Annotated in this window: 17 protein-coding genes; 2 read left to right on the top strand and 15 right to left on the bottom strand. The window is 56.0% G+C overall.

The window, feature by feature from the left end; genetic code table 11:
- Positions 1–156: 156 nt before the first annotated feature.
- The 13 genes from AC2FIP_RS12520 to AC2FIP_RS12460 all read right to left on the bottom strand — a co-directional run bounded on the left by AC2FIP_RS12520 (position 157) and on the right by AC2FIP_RS12460 (position 12630).
- On the bottom strand, positions 157–552 hold the full coding sequence (locus AC2FIP_RS12520) for a RidA family protein (RefSeq protein WP_142637805.1): 396 nt from the start codon (positions 550–552) through the stop codon (positions 157–159).
- Positions 549–956 (bottom strand): acyl-CoA thioesterase, encoded by a 408-nt coding sequence (locus tag AC2FIP_RS12515; RefSeq protein ID WP_496786661.1) that lies wholly within the window; start codon positions 954–956, stop codon positions 549–551. The genes AC2FIP_RS12520 and AC2FIP_RS12515 overlap by 4 nt, the downstream gene beginning before the upstream one ends.
- Positions 956–1642: an ABC transporter ATP-binding protein gene (locus AC2FIP_RS12510; protein ID WP_496786660.1), complete on the bottom strand. Its 687-nt coding sequence runs from the start codon at positions 1640–1642 to the stop codon at positions 956–958. The genes AC2FIP_RS12515 and AC2FIP_RS12510 overlap by 1 nt, the downstream gene beginning before the upstream one ends.
- Positions 1639–2388: an ABC transporter ATP-binding protein gene (locus tag AC2FIP_RS12505; protein WP_496786658.1), complete on the bottom strand. Its 750-nt coding sequence runs from the start codon at positions 2386–2388 to the stop codon at positions 1639–1641. The genes AC2FIP_RS12510 and AC2FIP_RS12505 overlap by 4 nt, the downstream gene beginning before the upstream one ends.
- Entirely contained in the window at positions 2381–3361 is a 981-nt protein-coding gene (locus AC2FIP_RS12500; protein WP_271950103.1) for a branched-chain amino acid ABC transporter permease, read from the bottom strand. Before AC2FIP_RS12500 ends, AC2FIP_RS12505 begins: the two co-directional genes overlap by 8 nt.
- A gap of 2 nt (positions 3362–3363) precedes the next feature.
- Positions 3364–4284, bottom strand: a complete 921-nt coding sequence (locus AC2FIP_RS12495; protein ID WP_281995512.1) for a branched-chain amino acid ABC transporter permease — start codon at positions 4282–4284, stop codon at positions 3364–3366.
- 51 nt (positions 4285–4335) lie between these two features.
- Positions 4336–5466: an ABC transporter substrate-binding protein gene (locus tag AC2FIP_RS12490; RefSeq protein WP_271950002.1), complete on the bottom strand. Its 1131-nt coding sequence runs from the start codon at positions 5464–5466 to the stop codon at positions 4336–4338.
- Positions 5467–5592: 126 nt separating this feature from the next.
- Positions 5593–7203, bottom strand: a complete 1611-nt coding sequence (locus AC2FIP_RS12485; RefSeq protein WP_496786657.1) for an AMP-binding protein — start codon at positions 7201–7203, stop codon at positions 5593–5595.
- Positions 7203–8354 carry an acyl-CoA dehydrogenase family protein gene (locus tag AC2FIP_RS12480; RefSeq protein WP_496786654.1) on the bottom strand — a complete coding sequence of 384 codons (1152 nt, stop codon included), beginning with the start codon at positions 8352–8354 and terminating at the stop codon, positions 7203–7205. Before AC2FIP_RS12480 ends, AC2FIP_RS12485 begins: the two co-directional genes overlap by 1 nt.
- Positions 8354–9154, bottom strand: coding sequence for an enoyl-CoA hydratase family protein (locus tag AC2FIP_RS12475; RefSeq protein ID WP_496786652.1), 801 nt, complete (start codon positions 9152–9154; stop codon positions 8354–8356). The genes AC2FIP_RS12480 and AC2FIP_RS12475 overlap by 1 nt, the downstream gene beginning before the upstream one ends.
- Entirely contained in the window at positions 9147–9611 is a 465-nt protein-coding gene (locus AC2FIP_RS12470; RefSeq protein ID WP_496786650.1) for a MarR family winged helix-turn-helix transcriptional regulator, read from the bottom strand. The genes AC2FIP_RS12475 and AC2FIP_RS12470 overlap by 8 nt, the downstream gene beginning before the upstream one ends.
- Positions 9608–10339: an SDR family NAD(P)-dependent oxidoreductase gene (locus AC2FIP_RS12465; protein ID WP_496786648.1), complete on the bottom strand. Its 732-nt coding sequence runs from the start codon at positions 10337–10339 to the stop codon at positions 9608–9610. Before AC2FIP_RS12465 ends, AC2FIP_RS12470 begins: the two co-directional genes overlap by 4 nt.
- Positions 10336–12630, bottom strand: coding sequence for a bifunctional salicylyl-CoA 5-hydroxylase/oxidoreductase (locus tag AC2FIP_RS12460; RefSeq protein ID WP_496786646.1), 2295 nt, complete (start codon positions 12628–12630; stop codon positions 10336–10338). The genes AC2FIP_RS12465 and AC2FIP_RS12460 overlap by 4 nt, the downstream gene beginning before the upstream one ends.
- A 263-nt stretch (positions 12631–12893) precedes the next feature.
- On the opposite strand from AC2FIP_RS12460, the gene AC2FIP_RS12455 reads away from it, so the two are divergent.
- Positions 12894–13913, top strand: a complete 1020-nt coding sequence (locus AC2FIP_RS12455; protein WP_142637781.1) for a LacI family DNA-binding transcriptional regulator — start codon at positions 12894–12896, stop codon at positions 13911–13913.
- A gap of 2 nt (positions 13914–13915) precedes the next feature.
- Here the strand turns inward: AC2FIP_RS12455 and AC2FIP_RS12450 are convergent, their stop codons facing one another.
- Both AC2FIP_RS12450 and AC2FIP_RS12445 read right to left on the bottom strand, forming a co-directional pair.
- A complete protein-coding gene (locus AC2FIP_RS12450; protein WP_271949993.1) occupies positions 13916–14887 on the bottom strand; it encodes a LysR family transcriptional regulator in 972 nt (323 codons plus the stop codon).
- A gap of 88 nt (positions 14888–14975) precedes the next feature.
- A complete protein-coding gene (locus AC2FIP_RS12445) occupies positions 14976–17411 on the bottom strand; it encodes a GcvT family protein (protein WP_496786644.1) in 2436 nt (811 codons plus the stop codon).
- A 184-nt stretch (positions 17412–17595) separates the two neighbouring features.
- Between AC2FIP_RS12445 and AC2FIP_RS12440 the strand changes: the two genes are divergently transcribed.
- Positions 17596–19113, top strand: coding sequence for a trimethylamine methyltransferase family protein (locus tag AC2FIP_RS12440; protein ID WP_496786641.1), 1518 nt, complete (start codon positions 17596–17598; stop codon positions 19111–19113).
- Positions 19114–19119: the final 6 nt, after the last annotated feature.

The raw sequence follows: 19119 nt of genomic DNA, 5'->3' as shown, positions 1-19119 counted from the left end.
CTCTGGTACGAGTAAAAAATCCAGCGCGGTTCAGGCCGCTGCAACCCGCTTCGGCGGCCCTGTGATTTCAGAAAAGAGGTTTGGCAGAATTCTCACCTCCTATGGTGAAAATCGCTCATATTCATTCCGCTGGGCCGGTTTCAATGTCGCTTGCCTTCAGGATAAATGTGCTGTCGCTTCAATTTCCAACAAGGCCTCGTCTTCGACCAAACCCGCCACGATGATCATTGACATCGCAGGAAAATGCCTGCCGAAAACCTCACGATAGGCGGCCCCAACTTCGGCTTGCAGAGACAGATATTCGCGTTTGTCAGTTACGAACCAGGTCAGGCGGGTCACATCGCGGGCCGAGCCACCAGCGGCCTCGACAATATCAACGATATTCTGCAGCGCCTGTTTCATCTGTCCGATGAACCCGCCGCTGACAAATTTCTTGTTCGCGTCCCATCCTATTTGCCCGCCGATATGTAACGTTCCATCTTTGGTCAAAACGCCATTGGCATATCCTTTGGCAGGCAACCAGCCGTCGGGGTGAATTGTCTTGTGGCTCATAGCGCGTCGTCCCTGAATGCCTCGAGTTTTTTACGGATGTCTGCGGGCCAGGCCGTTGGACCGCCCTTTGAATCTACATGAACAAGCGTTGCTACGCTTGTCAGTCGCTCCTCTTGCGCACAACTGGCCACGATCGAGTATTCGGCTGAACTGCGTCCGATCTTTGTGATCTTCATCCGGAATATCAAATGGTCACCGTGACGACTGGGCGCTGAAAATCGGGTTTGTATCTGTGCGGTAGGCACTGCGCCAACAGGATGAATCTCTTCAAACGGTTTGCATAGCACCTGATCGAAATAGGTCTCAACGCAATCATTGATCATCTCGAAATAGCGCGGGAAAAAGACAATCCCCGCCGGGTCGCAATGTTTGAACAGAACCTTTTGGTGGAATTCAAAAGTCATCAGACCCCCACATATTTTTCTGTGATGTCATGACCGAGATCCACCATCGCGCCAGACCAGACTGTTTTACCGCGCTCAAGAATGACCGCGCGGTCAGACACCAGCGCCAACTCTTTCAGAGACTTGTCGATCAACAGGATCGAAACATTGGTTTCCTGTTTCAGGCGATGCAAGACCGACCAGATTTCCTGCCGCACGATCGGAGCCAGCCCTTCGGTTGCTTCATCGAGGATCAAGAGCTGGGGATTTGTCATCAGGGCGCGCCCGATAGCCAGCATCTGTTGTTCTCCGCCGGATAGTGAGGCTGCCCCTTGGCCCTGACGTTCCTCTAACCGTGGGAACAGTTCAGCCACCTTCTGCAATGTCCAGTCACCGGGTCTGGCAGCGGCGATCAGATTCTCGCGCACCGTCAAGTCGGCAAAGCACCGGCGCCCCTCGGGTACCAGCCCGACACCAAGACGCGCGACCATATAGCTGGGCAAAGCGTGCAGATTCTGATTGTTCAGCGACAGAGTGCCCTCGGACCGGATCATCCGGCAAATGGCTTTGACAGTCGTGGTCTTGCCCATCCCATTGCGCCCCATAAGGGCTGTAACCTCGCCCTGCGCCAGAGAAAGATCGACCCCAAATAACGCCTGACTGACACCGTATGTCGCGGTCAGGTTTTCTACCCGCAACAAAGTCATGCCTCATCCCCCAGATAGGCATCGCGCACCTCACGGCTTGCGCGGATTTCATCTGCCGTCCCGGTTGCGATCACCTTGCCATAGACCAATACGCTGATCCGGTCAGCCAGCGCAAAAACGGCGTCCATATCATGTTCGACAAGCAGTATGGGCGCCTCTTCCCGCAGACCGTCAAGAAACCCGGTCAACCGTTTGGACCCTCCAGCGCCAAGCCCGGCCATCGGTTCATCCATGACAAAGACCCTAGGTGACAAAGTCAAAGCCACGGCGACTTCAAGCTGGCGGCGTTGACCATGGCTGAGATTTGCGCAACGCGTTTCGCGTTCATCGCCCAGGCCCACCCTTTCCAGCGCAGCCTCGGCCCTTTCGAGCAGCTCTGGCCGTTTCAAGGCAGGTTTCCAGAACTGCCATACGAGGTTTTCCGAACCCATGGCGCTCAACACGACATTTTCCAGAACCGTATCTTCCATGCACAGTTCCGATATCTGGAACGTCCGCCCCATCCCTGCCCTTGCCCGCTTTTGCGTGCCAAGGTCCGACACATCCTGTCCGCACAGCAAAACACGCCCCGAATCCGGTTGCAAACCTCCGCAAATCTGCTGGATCAACGTGGATTTTCCCGCTCCATTCGGACCAATGATGGCGTGGATCTCTCCTGGCCTGAGATCAATCGAGACGTTATCCGTAGCCTTTAACGCACCAAAGCTTTTGTTCAGACTCTCGGTGGCAAGGACGGGATCAGACATGTGCCCCCTCTTTCCCGGTTAGAAGCCCAATCAGGCCACCGCGACCAAACAGAACGATGCACAGCAGAACAATACCCAAATATACATGCCAGAAATCGGTTAGTTCACCCAGAAAATGCTCGAGCGCGACAAACACGCAAGCCCCAATTACCGGACCCATCAGGCGTCCGACACCTCCGATGATTATCAGCACAATCAATTCGCCCGAAAGCTGCCAACTGAACATAGACGGCGAAACGAACCGGTTGAGATCGGCAAACAGCGCCCCGGCCAGACCAGTGACAGCGCCGGACAGAACAAAGGCCAGAAGTTTCAGCCGCATGGGGTTCAATCCCACGGTCTCGACCCGCGCCGTAGATTGCCGCGTCGCATTAAGAGCCAGCCCGAATGGCGCGGCTTGCATCCGCGCAAACAGGAACAGGACGAGACATAGCAGCGCGAAACAGATGCCGTAAAACTGGATCGGATCCAATGTGTTGAGGCCGGGAAAACCGTTGCGAACATAGATGGATAATCCGTCTTCGCCCCCGTATTGCGCCCAAGAAATCGCGAAGTAGTAAAACATCTGTCCGAAGGCCAGCGTAATCATGATGAAATAAACGCCTGACGTTCTTAGGGACAGAAGACCGACGAAAAAGGCAGCAATGCCCGAAGTAAGCATCGCAACTATCCAGATCACGGGCATGGATTTACTGCCTTCGATAGAAATCAAGCCCAGATCCAGTGCCGTGTAGGTCTGCGCGTGATAGGTCAGAATGCCCATCGCATAGCCGCCGATCCCGAAGAAAACAGCATGGCCAAAGCTGACCAACCCCCCAATTCCCAGGATGACATTCAGACCAACCGCTGCAAGCGCCAAGATCACCGCCCGCGTCACAAGCGTGATTGTGAAGGGCTGGTCCGCGGCCAGCGCCCAAAGGGGCAGCGCCAGCAGGCCGGCGATCATCAGGCCATTGATGTATCTTTCATTCATTCTCATGCGCGGGCTCCGAACAGACCTGTTGGGCGCCAGATTAGGACCAATCCCATCAGGACATAGATTCCCATTGATGCCAGAGCCGAGCCGCTTTTCTGAGCGGCTCCCGGTTCCATGAACAGTTTGAACAGCTCGGGCAGGAAAACCCCGCCCAGCGTGTCGGTTAGCCCAACCAACAGCGCCCCGATGAACGCCCCTCGAACCGAGCCTATGCCACCGATTACGATAACCACGAAGGCCAGGATCAGAACAGGTTCACCCATGCCCACCTGTACCGACTGAATTGCCCCAACCAAAGCACCGGCAAGCCCCGCCAGCCCCGCCCCTAGTGCAAATACCAACGTATAAAGTTTCGAGATGTCGACGCCCAGTGCGGCAATCATTTCCCGGTCGTTCTTACCGGCCCGTATCTGCACACCCAAACGCGTGCGTTCGATCAGGGCCCACAAACCTACTGCAACAGCAAGACCAATCCCGATCAGGGTTAGGCGATAGAGGGGATATTCGATCCCGCCCTGCAGCGTGATCGGACCCGAAAGTGCCGCTGGAATATCCAGGAACAATGGGAAAGACCCAAAGACCCACCTTGTCCCTTCGGAAAAGATCAGGATCAGTGCAAAGGTGGCCAGAACCTGATCCAAATGTGGTGCCTGATAAAGCCGCCGGATAACGAGCATTTCTACGATCACCCCTGCCAGTGCGGCCGCAGCCAGAGCAGCAATCAGAGCAAGCAGAAATGACCCGGTCGCCCCTGCAACTGCTGCAGCGGCAAATGCACCCACCATGTACAAAGAGCCATGGGCCAGGTTGATCAGGCCCATCACCCCGAAGATCAGCGTCAGGCCAGCAGCCATCAAAAACAACATGACGCCGAACTGCAGCCCGTTCAGGATCTGCTCGATAATCAGGATCGAGGACATGGAAACTCCGGTGATCTGCCCGCCCACTTTTAGGGGCAGGCAGAAATTCAGTTACATTTTGCACTCGGCCGCGTAGGCATCAGAGTGGTTTTCAAGAGCTACGCCAAGGATCTTATTGGTAAATACATCACCTTCTTTGATCACTTCGCGCGCATAGATGGTCTGAACCGGATGATGGTTCGGGCCAAAGCTGAAATCCCCTCGTGTGCTGTTGAAATCCGCCGCCCTCAGCGCTTCGCGGAAGGCATCCGCATCTGACGGGTCAGCCTTGTCAAGCGCGGCAAGCAACAGGTTAGCGGTATCGAATCCCTGACTGGCGTAAAGCGAGGGCAGACGTCCGTATTCTGCCTGAAAGCTTTCAACAAAGGCAGCGTTGGTCGGGTTGTCGATATCCTTGTTCCACTGCGAAGTGTTCACCACGCCCAGCGCCGCATCGCCTACCGCCTGCAGAATGCCCTGATCAAAGCTGAAGGCTGGGCCAACAACTGGAAGATCGATCCCGCTGTCGGCATATTGCTTCAGAAACGAAATCCCCATCCCGCCGGGCAGGAAGAAAAAGACGCTATCCGCATCGCTTGCGCGGATTTGCGCGATTTCAGCTGCATAATCAGTCTGGCCAAGCTCGGTATAGATCTCACCGGCCAGATCACCTTCGAAAAAGCGTTTATAGCCTGTCAGCGCGTCGACACCCGCCGGGTAATTCGGAGCAAGTATGAAGCTGCTCTTGTAACCCGCACCATTGGCGTATGCGCCCGCGGCCTCGTGCAGGTTGTCGTTCTGCCAGGCAACGTTGAAATAGTTCTGGTGACAGCCCTTCCCCGCTAGAGGTGACGGGCCCGCATTGGGTGACAGATAGAAAACGTCCTGGTTCACGGCGGCTGGCACAACCGCCATCGCCAGGTTTGACCAGATGATACCGGTCATCACATCTACACGTTCGGATTGGATCATCTTGTCTGACAGCTGTACCGCGATATCCGGTTTGCGCTGGTCGTCTTCGATCACCACCTCGATATCATCCCGCCCCGATTGAGCAATCGCAAGCATGAACCCATCCCGTACGTCGATGCCCAAACCGGCCCCGCCGCCTGAAAGCGTTGTGATCATCCCCACCTTAACTTCCGCTGTAACACCCGTCGCGCACAGCGCGGTGATCGCTGCAGCCGCCAATAGTCTCTTCATCGTCTTCTCCCTTCGTTGGCCCTATGAACGCGATTTATGTCATTATTCTCAACGTTCGGTCTATGCCTTTGGCAATTCGGTCTTTTTCTTACATTCTTTCTGCCCGCTATATTCTACATACATTGATCATGATTTCAGGCGGAAACGCTGGATTTTTCCGGTCGCGGTTTTGGGCAAACCATCGCAGAACCGGATCGAGCGCGGGTATTTATACGGGGCAATCATAGATTTCACATGAGCCTGAAGGGCTTCGCGCATAGCGTCATCAGCCGTACCTGAAGCCAGAACAACATGTGCTTGGACAATATGACCCCTTTCAGCATCTGGGACGCCGATCACCGCGCATTCCGCAACGACCTCATGCGCCAGAAGTGCGGCTTCGACTTCGGGTCCGGCTATGTTGTATCCGGCCGAGATAATCATGTCGTCATTGCGCGCAGAAAAATGAAAATACCCCTCTGCGTCCCGATAAAAGCTGTCACCAGTGATATTCCACCCATCTGTCACATAACCCGCCTGCCGCTTATCATTCAGATACCGGCACCCTGTCGGACCACGAACAGCCAGGCGTCCAATATCCCCAACTGCAGCTTCAGTACCGTCTGGGTTTAGTACTTTGGCCTCATATCCGGTAACCGGCCTGCCGGTACTAGCTGGGCGGTGATCGTCAAACCGGTTTGAAATAAAGATGTGCAACATCTCGGTCGCGCCGATCCCGTCGAGCATTGGTTTGCCTGTCTTGGAAATCCACTCGTCATAGATTGGCTGCGGTAAGGTCTCGCCCGCCGACACAGCCGCACGCAGACTAGACAGATCAACACCGTCATCCATCGCCTGCAGCATGACCCGATAGGCGGTTGGCGCAGTGAAACAGACAGTCGCTTTGTATTTTTCGATTATCTCGATCATGCCCGCAGGCGAGGCTTGTTCTAACAGGGTTGCAGTCGCGCCGAACCGCAACGGAAACACCGCCAAACCGCCCAACCCGAATGTGAAGGCCAAAGGTGGAGAACCAACAAAAACGTCCTCTGGAACGACCTGCAACACCTCACGCGCATAGCTGTCGGCAATGATCAGAATATCTCTGTGAAAATGCATGGTGGCCTTGGGCTCACCTGTCGAGCCGGAGGTGAAACCCAACAAGGCCACGTCGTCGCGCCCGGTATTAACGCAATCGAACTGTACCGGCTTTTCAAGTGCAAGACGATCAAGCTCGGCATCGTGGTTTGAAGTTCCGTCGAACCCGACGACTCGCTGCAGGAATCGGCTATCACTGGCGCAGGACTGCATTTCGTCGATCAGCCGGGTATCACATAATGCAAACTGGATTTCCGCCTTATCGACAGTTTTCGTCAGTTCTGCAGCGCGCAACATCGGCATAGTATTGACGACGACCGCACCCACCTTGGTTGCGGCAAGCCAGCACGCAACCATTGCCGGATTGTTAGCCGATCGGATCAGCACCCGGTTTCCCGGCTCGACCCCCAAGTCATCGACCAATACATGTGCCAGCCTGTTGGTCCAGTCGCTGAGCTCTTTATAAGTTCGTTGCCGACCATTGCCGATCAAAGCGGTATGATCACCAAAGCCCTTGGCAACCATGGCATCGGTCAGCTCATATGCTGCATTCACATGATCGGAATATGCAAAACCCGCCAACAGGAAGTCGGGCCACTGATCCTGGGGGGGCAGGTTATCGCGGCTGAACGTGTCGGTATGTGCAGACGGTCCAAGCATCACCTTCCCTCCATGTGCGCGGCCATCGTCTGACGTGCAATGATTACTTTTTGAACGTCCGAGGCGCCCTCGTAGATGCGCAAGGCACGGATTTCTCGGTACAGAGATTCAACCGCCATCCCAGAACGCACCCCATCGCCACCAAACAACTGAACCGCCTTGTCGATAATCAACTGTGCCTGATCGGTAGCAAACAACTTGGCCATCGCCGCCTCACGTGTGATGCGCGCCGCTCCGCTGTCCTTGGCCCACGCTGCCCGATAGATCAAAAGCGCCGAAGCATCGACATCTAATGCCATCTCGGCGATGTGCCCCTGCACCATCTGCAAATCAAACAACGGGGCGCCTTGCACCTGCCGTTCCGATACCCGTGTCAGCGCCTCATCTAGCGCGCGTCGTGCAAATCCCAGGGCAGCGGCGGCCACTGTCGGGCGGAACAGATCTAGCACAGACATTGCAATACGAAATCCTGCGCCAGCTTGACCGATCATCGCGCTAGCCGGCACACGCACTTCATTGAAACGCAAAGTCGCCAATGGGTGTGGCGCGATTGTGTCCAGGCGCCCGACAACTTCGAAACCCTTCAGATCAGGAGTGATGATAAAAGCTGACAACCCTTTGGCCCCGGGTGCCTCGCCAGTACGGGCGAACAGGGTGTAGACATCTGCGATACCCCCGTTCGATATCCATGTCTTTTCACCGTTCAGGACAAAGTCGTTGCCATCACGGATAGCCGTCATTGTCGAATTTGCCACATCCGACCCCGATTGAGGTTCAGTCAATGCAAAGGCCGCGATAGCCTGACCAGAGCGCGTTTGCGGCAGCCAATGCGCCTTTTGGCCTTTTGAGCCGAACAACGAGATCGCTCCGGTTCCAAGCCCCTGCATTGCAAAGGCGAAATCGGCCAACCCATCATGGCGGGCAAGTGTTTCACGGCTGAGGCACAGCGCCCTGACATCCAAATGGCCGCTTTCGTCCGAAGTAGGCTGCAGCAGCCCGGCGTCGCCCAGCTGGCGGACCAGATCGCGACAAGCCTGGTCCGGGTCGCCATGGTCAATAGTCAGTCCCCGAGCAACCTCTTGCACCCGATCCGCCCAGCCCCGGTGATGAGGGTCAAAGAATGGCCACGAAAGAAAGCTCTGATCTGCCATCAATCGCCCTCGAATACTGGTTTGTCTTTTGCAACAAAGGCCTTGTAGGCGCGTTCAAAATCTCCGGTTTGCATACAGATCGCCTGGGCCTGCGCCTCTGCTTCGATTGCCTGTTCGATCGACATAGACCACTCCTGCGCCAGCATGGTCTTGGTCATCATATGCGCAAAATTGGGGCCAGCCACGATACGGTCAGCCAGAGATTGCGTGGTAGCGTCAAGCTCGGATGGATCAACCACCGCATTGTAGAACCCCCAGGAAAGCCCCTCATCAGCGGTCATGCTGCGTCCGGTATAGAGCAGTTCGGCCGTACGCCCCTGCCCGATGATACGGGGCAGGATGGCGCAGGCCCCCATATCGCACCCTGCCAGCCCCACCCGAGTGAACAGGAATGCACATTTGGCCTGCGGGGTGGCGATACGCAAATCCGAGGCCATAGCGATGATGGCCCCGGCCCCCACGCAAATACCGTCCACCGCAGCAATCACCGGCTTGCCACAATTCACAATCGCCTTGACGAGATCTCCGGTCATTCGCGTGAAGAGCAACAGGTCCTTCATCTTCATGCGCGTTAGCGGACCGATGATTTCGTGCACATCGCCGCCCGAGCTGAAATTGCCACCATTTGAGGCGAACACCACTGCATCTACCTCTTCTGAATAGACCAGATCCCTGAACCAATCGCGCAGTTCGGCATAGCTGTCGAAGGTCAAAGGGTTCTTACGCTCTGGTCGGTTCAGTGCAATCGTTGCAACCCGGTTCCGGATTTCGCAGCGAAAATGTTTGACGTCACTAGCCATCGATTTCCTCCGAAATAGTGAGTTCGGTTGTCAGAGTGCGGGCGTCCTCGGCGGAAAACTGACCAAGCATATCGGATATCCACGCCTCATGCGCCGCGGCCTGACGTGCGAATTCCTCGCATCCTTTTTGTGTCATGCGTACGCGATGGGCACGACGATCTCCAGGCACAGGTACGCGCACTAGCAGGCCGTCATCAGCCAGCCGATCCACGATTCCGGTCACATTCCCGTTCGAAACGCGCAGCGCACCCGAGATTTCGCTCATCTTCAGCCCATCTTCGAACCGCGACAGGGCTGCCATCACGTCGAAGCGCGGCAGTGTCGTGTCGAACTTTACCCTGAGGTTCTCTCTTAGCGCAGCCTCGATGCCACGCGTGGTCTTGAGCAGCCGCAGCCATAACCGCAATCTCTCTTTGGATGGATCTTCCAATGGTGCTTGAAGCGGGTTTGGGTTCATATCTCGCCTCCGGACAGGCTAAGCGCGTGGCCATTGACTGAATTTGCCGCATCCGAGGACAACCACCGCACGGCACCTGCTACGTCTTCGACCTGGATGAAACGACCCTGTGGGTTTATCTTTTTCAGACTTTTCACCGCATTTTCCGCGCTCATTCCCGTCTTCTCGACGATGTTCGCAATCGAACGATCCAGCATCGGCGTTTCCACAAACCCCGGACAAACCGCATTGACAGTGATGCCCGTCGCCGCAAGTTCGACCGCCAGAGACCGCGTCAGCCCGACCACCGCATGTTTTGTCGCACAATAGCCGGATACATAAGGATAGCCCTTCAAACCGGCGGTGGACGCGATGGCAATCAGACGGCCCGCTCCAGCGGCGTGCATGTCAGGTAAAGCCGCCTGCCATAGGTTGAAAACACCCATCAGATTCACATCCGTCAGGGTCCGCAAATCATCGGCTGTCATCCGATGAAATGGAAGCGAATGGGCCGCGCCGGCATTCGCAATCGCTATTGAAATCGGGCCGCGTTCTGTCCGTGCTGTTTCAATAGCAGCTCGGACCTGCTTGTCATCGGTCACATCACAAAGGACATACGGCAAAGCTTGCTGCTGCAGCTTGGCCTCTGTACGGCCCAAAATGGTAACGGCTGCTCCGCCATTCGCGAAATCTTGGGCTATAGCCGCACCAACGCCGGTGCCGCCGCCGGTTATGACGACATGTTTCATACTTCACCCGCCGTTTCCGCCATGCGATCTGCCAGGCGCCAGGCCTGATCCCGCCCGGCTTCATAGGGGCGGGGCCAAGTTTCCTGCCGGTCCCCCAGCGCCGTAGCCGCGTGCAAGGTCCAGTACGGATCGTCCAGATGAGGCCGGGCAAGGCACACCAGATCCGCACGACCGGCCATGAGAATCGAATTTACGTGATCGGCTTCATAGATGTTCCCCACCGCCATAGTACTGATGCCACATTCGTTTCTAATGCGGTCCGCGAAAGGGGTCTGGAACATACGGCCGTAAACCGGGTTGGCATCGGTCGAAGTCTGCCCGGCGGAAACATCCACGATATCTGCACCCGCCGCATCGAACATCGCCGCTATATCCACAGCTTGTTGCGGCGTCACGCCAGCAGGTCCGACCCAGTCATTGGCAGAAATGCGCACCGCCATCGGCTTATCTTTGGGCCAGGTCGACCGCATAGCTGAAAAAACTTCAAGCGGATAACGCATACGGTTTTCAAGACTGCCCCCATACATGTCGTCGCGCGTGTTCGACAAAGGAGAGATAAAGGACGAGATGAGGTAGCCATGCGCCGCATGCAGTTCGATCATGTCAAACCCAGCACGATCTGCCATCCGGGCTGCGGTCACAAATTGGGACGTGACCCTATCCATATCCGCACGATCCATCGCGCTGGGCACAGCGTTACCGTCGGACCAAGGGATCGCCGAAGCTGATATCAAAGGCCAGTTTCCTTCCTTCAGCGGCTGGTCCATTCCTTCCCACCCGATGCAGGTTGAACCTTTGCGGCCCGAATGGCCGATTTGACAGCATATTTTGGCGTCAGTTTCCGCATGGACAAATTCGGTGAGTCGAGCCCATGCGGCCTCGTGTTCGGGCTCATAAAGCCCCGGGCATCCTGGGGTGATCCGGCCTTCGGCGCTGACACAGGTCATTTCGGTGTATACCAGCCCGGCGCCACCTTTGGCCCTTTCACCGTAATGGATCAGGTGCCAGTCAACCGGGCACCCATCAACCGCCTTGTACTGTGCCATGGGTGACACCACGATCCGGTTCTTCAACTGCATCCCCCGCAGGCAAAATGGCGCAAACATCGGGGGTCGGGCCGGACCATCAACCGCGCCCCCAGACTGTTGCATGAACCATGCCTCGGCATGCCCCAGCCAGTTGGCATCGCGTTGGCGCAGGTTCTCGTGGCTGATCCGCTGAGACCGTGTCAGCATCGCGTAATTCAACTGAACCGAATCCTGATCGAGGTAACGTTCGACATTCTCGAACCATTCGACCGAGTTCCGCGCTGCCGATTGCAGGCGCAACACTTCAAGACGACGCTCGTCCTCATACCGCGCGAAAGCCGCTTCAAGCGTATCTTCTTTATGGACGAAGTCAGCCAGCGCTATAGCGCTTTCCAGTGCCAGCTTTGTTCCTGAGCCAATGGAAAAATGTGCGGTCGCTGCGGCATCTCCCAGCAATACCAGGTTTTTGTAACTCCATTTTTCGCACAAGACCCTAGGAAACCGCAACCAAGCCGAGCCGCGGATATGACTGGCATTGCTCATCAAGGGATGGCCGCCCAAATGATCTTTGAAAATGTCTTCGCACAAAGCGATGGACTCTTGCTTGGTCATCTCACCAAACCCAAAAGCATCGAAGGTCTGTTGCGAGCATTCCACGATGAAAGTCGCCGTATCCCGGTCGAACTGATAGGCATGTGCCCAGACCCAGCCCTTTGGCGTTTCCTCAAAAATAAAGGTGAAGGCGTCGTCAAACTTCTGATGCGTACCCAGCCAGACGAACTGACACCGTCGTTGGTCTATATCGGGTCGAAAAACATCTGCGAACTCGGCCCGTGACTTGGAGTTCAGCCCGTCCGAAGCCACAACGATGTCGTAGTCCATCATATAGTCCGAGGCTGATACCGCCTCGGTCTCAAAGCGCATCTCGACACCAAGCTCGCGCGCTCGGTCTTGCAAAATGAGCAGCAGTTGCTTGCGTCCGATCCCGCAAAATCCGTGGCCGCTGGACACGGTGCGCTGACCTTTATGCACAAGTGCTACGTCATCCCAATAGGCAAAGTGTTTACGTATCACCGCCGCGCTGGCTGCGTCATTGGTGGCAAGGTTATCCAGCGTCTCATCAGACAACACGACGCCCCAGCCAAATGTGTCATCCGGGCGGTTTCGCTCGATAACAACAACTTCGGCATCCGGATCGCGGAGCTTCATTGAAATCCCGAAATAGAGGCCAGCCGGCCCGCCGCCGAGACATGCAACACGCATCGTTACCTTCCCCCCATTCGCAGCTTTACCTGAAACGCTAGACCAGGTGGCTCATCCCTTCAAGTAAAAATATTTTATACTTGAAGTTTCTATATTCTGAATAACCACCCACAAAATCGCGACGGGTTGGTATTTTCCTGAGCCAAGCCGGCACCGGTTTGCCTGCGACAAAGCAATCAATCTCTGTAAGCGGTTACATTTCGCTTTCACCTGAACGGCGCAGAGCTTACACATATTTGCAAAATCAAATTTCAGGTTTGACAATGCCAAAGGCAAAAACTGCACCGACCCTGGAGGATGTTGCGAAACTCGCGGGCGTATCGACCGCCACGGTTTCACGTTGCCTCAATTCTCCGAGCCTGGTGGTGCAGGCTACGCGTGATCGGGTTCAGTCTGCCGTTGACGCTTTGGGATACACGCCGAATTTTGCCGCACGTGTTATGGCTGCCAGACGGTCGCACACCATCGGCGCCATCATTCCCACCATGGAAAACGCGATCTTTGCGCGTGGACTTCAGGCCTTTCAGGAAGAGCTGCGCCAGCATGGCTATACCCTGCTTGTCTCTAGTTCGGCCTATCAGCCTGAGATCGAAGAAGAGCAAATACGCAACCTGGTCGCACGGGGGGCGGATGGGTTGCTGCTGATCGGGCATGATCGAGACTCGCGGATCTATGACTATCTCGCAAAGCGCAGGATTCCGGTTCTGATAGCGTGGTCGTTTCAGGCAGACGCACCAGTCCCTTCGGTCGGATTTGACAACCGTGCGGCCATGGCCGAACTGGCAAATCAAGTGATCAAGCTGGGTCACCGAACCCTGGGTATGATTTCTGGTGTCAGCACCGGAAATGACCGTGCCCGACTGAGGATCGAAGGGGTGCAAGAAGCAATGCGCCGCAACAACATCCCAAATGACCGGCTGACGATCGTAGAAACGCCATATGAAATCGAAAACGGGGCAGAGGCGTTTTCCCGTCTGATGTCTCGGCAAGATCGACCAACAGCGGTGCTGTGCGGGAACGATGTTCTGGCTATCGGTGCCTCGCGCCGGGCCAAAGAGATGGGGCTTAGAGTTCCTCAGGACGTATCCGTCACAGGGTTCGACGATATCGAACTGGCGCAGATCACCGATCCAGGCTTGACGACCGTGCATGTCCCACATCGGGAAATGGGTCGACGGGCTGCGCTGGAACTGGTTGGATTGATCGAAAAGCCCACCGAAAGTTGCAATGTACAGTTGCGAACCAATTTGGTCGAACGCCAATCGCTGGGGCGCCCCGGCTGACTTCAGGCGGCCTCGTTCTCCATGGTGCGAAACTCACCTTTCAACCAGGCGTGACTTGCGCACATCGGGTCGGTAAAATGTTGACGGATAAGCTTTCCCATCGCTCTCTGGATTAGCTTCGAAGTGGTCTCGGGGTATACGTCGGTCGTGAATAAAGACACTGTTCTTACAAAGTTTCGGCCGGGAAATGGCACCACCCGAACTTGGTCGTGAAATCTGTGGGCCCTATGAAAACTTGCGGCCGTGGTGATGGTCCAACCGGTGCCTTCAGCGACCAATCCTATGATCGACTGATTGCATTCCAGTTCGAACCTGTTGGGCAGATCAAATTTACCTCGCCTGAGCTGTATCTCAATTTGCTTGCCGATCACGTAATCACGCGAATAGCGCAGCAACGGCAATTCTGCGTTTGATGAAAACATCTCCTCGGGCATGCCACTGAACGCTCCGGGCAAAACAACGATAAAAGGGTCGCGCATCAACGGGTATTCGATCAGGCCCTCGGTCCGTTCGAACGGTCGGGTCGCCACCCCTGCATCCAGCTTGTGTTCCTGTAACTTGGCAATGATCTCATGGCTGGGGCGTGTGAAATGCCGAAAACTGCAGCGCGGCAAAGCATGCGCAAGAAACCGAAACAAGTCTGGCGAGATTTGATTGTCGAAATCATCAATCAGTGCCAGCCTCAAATCCGTCGCATGGCGCCAGTTACCCGACCGGATCTCCGCCTCGGCCTTTTTCAAAACGATCAGCCCATCGCGGACATGGCGCGCATAGACTTCACCGGCAGGTGTCAGACCCATTGGACGACGCCCGTGATCCACCAAATCAATGCCCAACGCGGTCTCAAGGCTTCGTAGGTGATTGGAAACTGTGCTGATAGACAAACCGGTTTCCGATGCGACCTGTTGGATCGATCCTGACTTTGCGACCAACTGAAAAACTTCCAGCCAGCGGAGGCTTAGCGACTTTGGCACATTTACAGTCCGTTGTTTCGATTACATCAAAACTAGCGAAACAAAGAACGCCCCTCATTGCAATGAGGAACTTGCAACCCGTTCTGCCTCAAGCCTGGAGCCTGCTATGGTCCGGGTCATAGGGCGAAGGTGCGATCACCGTTGCGTTGACCCGTATTCCACAGTGATCCAACTCTATCTTGCACCCGAATTCTGCAAGTAGCGGATCGACAAATCCATGGGCAAGATTGAGGCCGGTGCGGTGCCCCCACTCGCCCGAGGTGATTGTTCCGACAACCGTGTCACCCAGCATCAGCGAAGCCCCGGCATGGGCAGGTCCCTGTCCTGTTTCCAACCGGAGCGGCACGAGTTTTCTCCGCGGCCCATCAGCATCACGGTTCAGCAAGGCATCGCGCCCGATGAAGTCGCCCTTTTCCAACCTCACAAACCGATTCAGTCCTGTTTCAAAAGGATTAAACTCGGTGATCAAATCAGCCTTCCAGTGCAGGAACGTCTTTTCCATCCGCATGGAGTCAATCGCCCGAGCGCCAAACAACTTGAGGCCGAAGCGCTCTCCAGCCCGCCGCAGCGCCAGATATGCGCTATAAAGCGAAGGGTTGGGAACGTGGATTTCATATGCCAGTTCGCCAGAAAAACTTACCGCCATCACCGTTGCTGGAGCGAAGCCAACAAAGCACTCCCTGACGCTCAGCCATGGAAAAGCTGCCGGGGACCAATCACCGCGCGCGCTGGACGCCAGCACATCACGTGATTTCGGGCCGGCAAGGATCAGAATGGTGTAGTCGTTGGTCAGACTGCGTAAATGCACGTCTTCATCAGGGTAGCGGTTATGCTTTAGCCAATCCATATCGTGGAATTCACTTGCCGCCGCCGAGCCATACCAGACCCGGGCAGGGCCGCGATCGCTGGCGGGCAGGTTCGCCACAGTCGCTTCGGCTTTGACCATCCCGTGATGGTTCAAAAGATAGCCCAGCCCAACCCTGCCGTCGCGGCGCGTGACAGCACCGCAAAACAGACGATCCAGAAAGGCATGCCGATCCGCGCCAGTAATCTCGATACGGTTGAAACCATTCACCTCGGACAACCCGACATTGGACTGAACATTTGCCACCTCGGCCCCGACCAAATCATAGGTTTCGTCAAAATCGAAACTGAGGGTCGGTTCAAAGCTGGGGTCAGGCTTGATGTAATCCACCCTTTCCCATCCATTGACGACAGTGAATTCGGCGCCCTCGGCCGCCAGAACCGGGGTCAAAGCAGTGGTCTTAGCAGGCCTCCCCGCGGGGCGGTGTTCATGCGGGAGATGAAAGCGAAATTCGTTTTGATAATCCTCAACTGCCTTCAGTGCCGTCAGCTCCACATTCGCGTGGTCTGTGAACCGGCGCGGATCCAGGCACCAGGTGTCATAACAGGCCTCTCCATGCACAATCTGCTGGGCCAACAGCCAACCATGGCCACCGCCCTCACCCAATCCAGCCCGCAGGCCGATGATACAGAAGGCGTTGCGCTTGCCCGGGATCGGCCCGACAAGTGGTGCACCATCAATCGTATAGGTTATCGGCCCGTTGACGACCGTGTGAATCCCGGCCTCTAACAGCGCAGGCATCCGAGCAAAAGCGCCTTCCAGCACGTCCGACACGCGGTCCAGATCGTCCGGGCAAAGCGCATTTACAAAATTTGGATCGATCCCGTCCATGCCCCAGGTCTTGCAGCCCTGTTCATAGAACCCCAGCAAGAGGCCGTTCTTTTCTTGTCGACAGTAGAAATCGCTGATCGGACATCGCAGCAAAGGCATTCGGTGGCCCGCATCACGGATTGCAGGAATTTCTTCCGTCAGAAAATACTGATGCTCCATCGAGGCCACGGGGTGGTGCACCCCCATCAAGGCGCCCACTTCGTTTACACGATATCCGCAGGCATTCACCACGATGTCACAGTCGATATCACCGTGTTCGGTCTGCACCGTCCAGGTGTCATCCTTGTGTTGGGTCAACCCGACAACCGGGGTATTCCGGTACACCTCGGCCCCGGCCAAACGTGCGGCCCGGGCCAACGCCTGACACAGCTGAGCCGGATCAATATCCCCGTCCAAAGGATCCCACAGCCCGCCAATTAGGTTTTCGGTCGAGATCAGAGGGTGCCGCCGAGCGCATTCTTCGGCATCAATAACCTCGAAATGGACATCCATACCCCGGGCCATCGAAGCGAAATGTCGGTATCCCTGCATTTGCGCTTGGGTGTTCGCCAACCTGATTCCGCCGTCACCATGGTGGTAATTGATGGGATAGTCGGGATTCGCAGACAGGTCTTGGTACAGTTTGATCGAATGGGATTTCAGTCCAACCATGGTCTGGTTTGTTCCAAAATTCGTCACCTGCGCGGCTGAATGCCAAGTGGTACCAGAGGTCAACTCGTTTCGTTCGACCAGGACGACATCTGCCCATCCTTCTTGCGTCAGGTGATACAGAGTTGAGCACCCTGCGATCCCGCCACCAATTACCACTACTTTTGTCCGCGACTTCATTGGCTTTGCTCCTCTGAACCCCAATAGGTTTTGCTGAAAACGGGTCTTCGCAACAGCTTACGAATGGCTTGTGCTGAAAAATCGAAACTACGATTGAGGATTCTGAAAGGCGCATTTCTCTTTTGCAGAGACCCCGCATCGCCCTTTACGGTTCCGGGAATTCTGACAGGAAAAGGATTGGGCGTTGTCAAAGGGCAGTAAAAGAAGCGGTCGAAATGCGCGTCTTGCGCAACGCGCAGCAGAGCCCGCCATAGATCCGTGCCCCCCCGGGCAAGCCGGTGGTCGCTTTCAACCTTTGACACAGTCCGAAGTCAAACAAATATACAATACCGCCTTAAGGCTTCTGGAAACTCTCGGCATGGGCGAGGTCCCGGACAGGCTGGCCAACGATCTGCGGTCAGCCGGTGCACAATCCGGACAGCAAGGGCGGCTGCTATTTCCTCGAAACATGGTTGAAGACGCTATTGGGTCCGCTGCCAAGACTTTCTCGTTTCATGGCCGGGACGAAGCGCGCTCGATCGAAGTGGGCGGAAATCGTGTGTTCTTTGGCACCGGCGGTGCGGCGGTGCAGACGCTGGATCTGGAGAGCGGTCACTATCGCCCCTCCACGCTGGCCGATCTGCATGATTTCACGCGGCTTCAAGATACGCTGGCCAATGTCAGCTGGTTCACGCGCTGCTGTGTCGCAACCGATTTGCCCGATGTTTTCGATCTGGATGTGAACACAGTTTACGCGCTGGTGCGCAATACCACCAAACCGATTGCCACATCGTTTACCCTTGCCGAACATGTGGCCCCAATCGTCGAAATGCTCGACATCGTTGCAGGCGGGCCGGGTGAGTTCGCCAAGCGACCGTTTCTGAAGGCCCATATCAGTCCGGTGATTTCACCACTGCGTTATGGCGAAGATGCGGTGGACGTTGTCTATGAATGTATCGCCCATAATATCCCGATGTCCTGCATTACCGCTGCACAGGCAGGCGCCACCGCCCCTGCAACACTTGCCGGGTTTCTGGCGCAATCTTTGGCCGAGACACTGGCCAGCCTTGTTATGGTCAATGCGATCAAACCCGGCTTTCCGATGGTGTTTTCCAACTGGCCTTTCATCGTCGATTTGCGCACCGGTTCTTTCGCAGGCGGAAGCGGTGAGACCGCCATCCTGAACGCGGCGTCGGCGCAGATCACCAACTCGCTGGGGCTGCCTTCGGGTGTGGCCGCCTCGATGACTGATGCGAAAGCTGTCGACGCACAGTACGGAGCCGAGAAAGGAATGACCTCGCTCGCTGCGGCGCTGGCTGGCGGCAATCTGATCTACGAAAGCTCGGGCATGACCGCTTCGTTGCTGGGCGTCAGTTTCGAAGGGTTCGTCCTTGACGACGAAATGCACTCTCACACCTATCGCGCTTTGCGCGGCATCGAAGTGACCGACGAAAACCTGGGATTCGACGCCATTTGTCATGCAGTACTGGGCGACGGTCATTTTCTGGGAAGCGCCCACACCTATGCTGCGATGGAACGGGACTACTTCTATCCAGCGCTGGCTGACCGGAACGAACCCCGGACATGGCAGACCGAAGGGGCCGCCGATGCGTGGACGGTTGCCCGCCGGCACGCCAAGGACATCCTGGCACGACATCATCCGCAATACCTGACCGAAGAACAGGACGCTGAAATCCGCACACGGTTTCGCATTCTGTATTAGACTTAC

It is taken from the genome of Ruegeria sp. CDSB114, from assembly GCF_059611025.1.
Note: the sequence above shows the minus strand (reverse complement) of the source record. Positions and strands in the feature narration are given on the sequence as shown.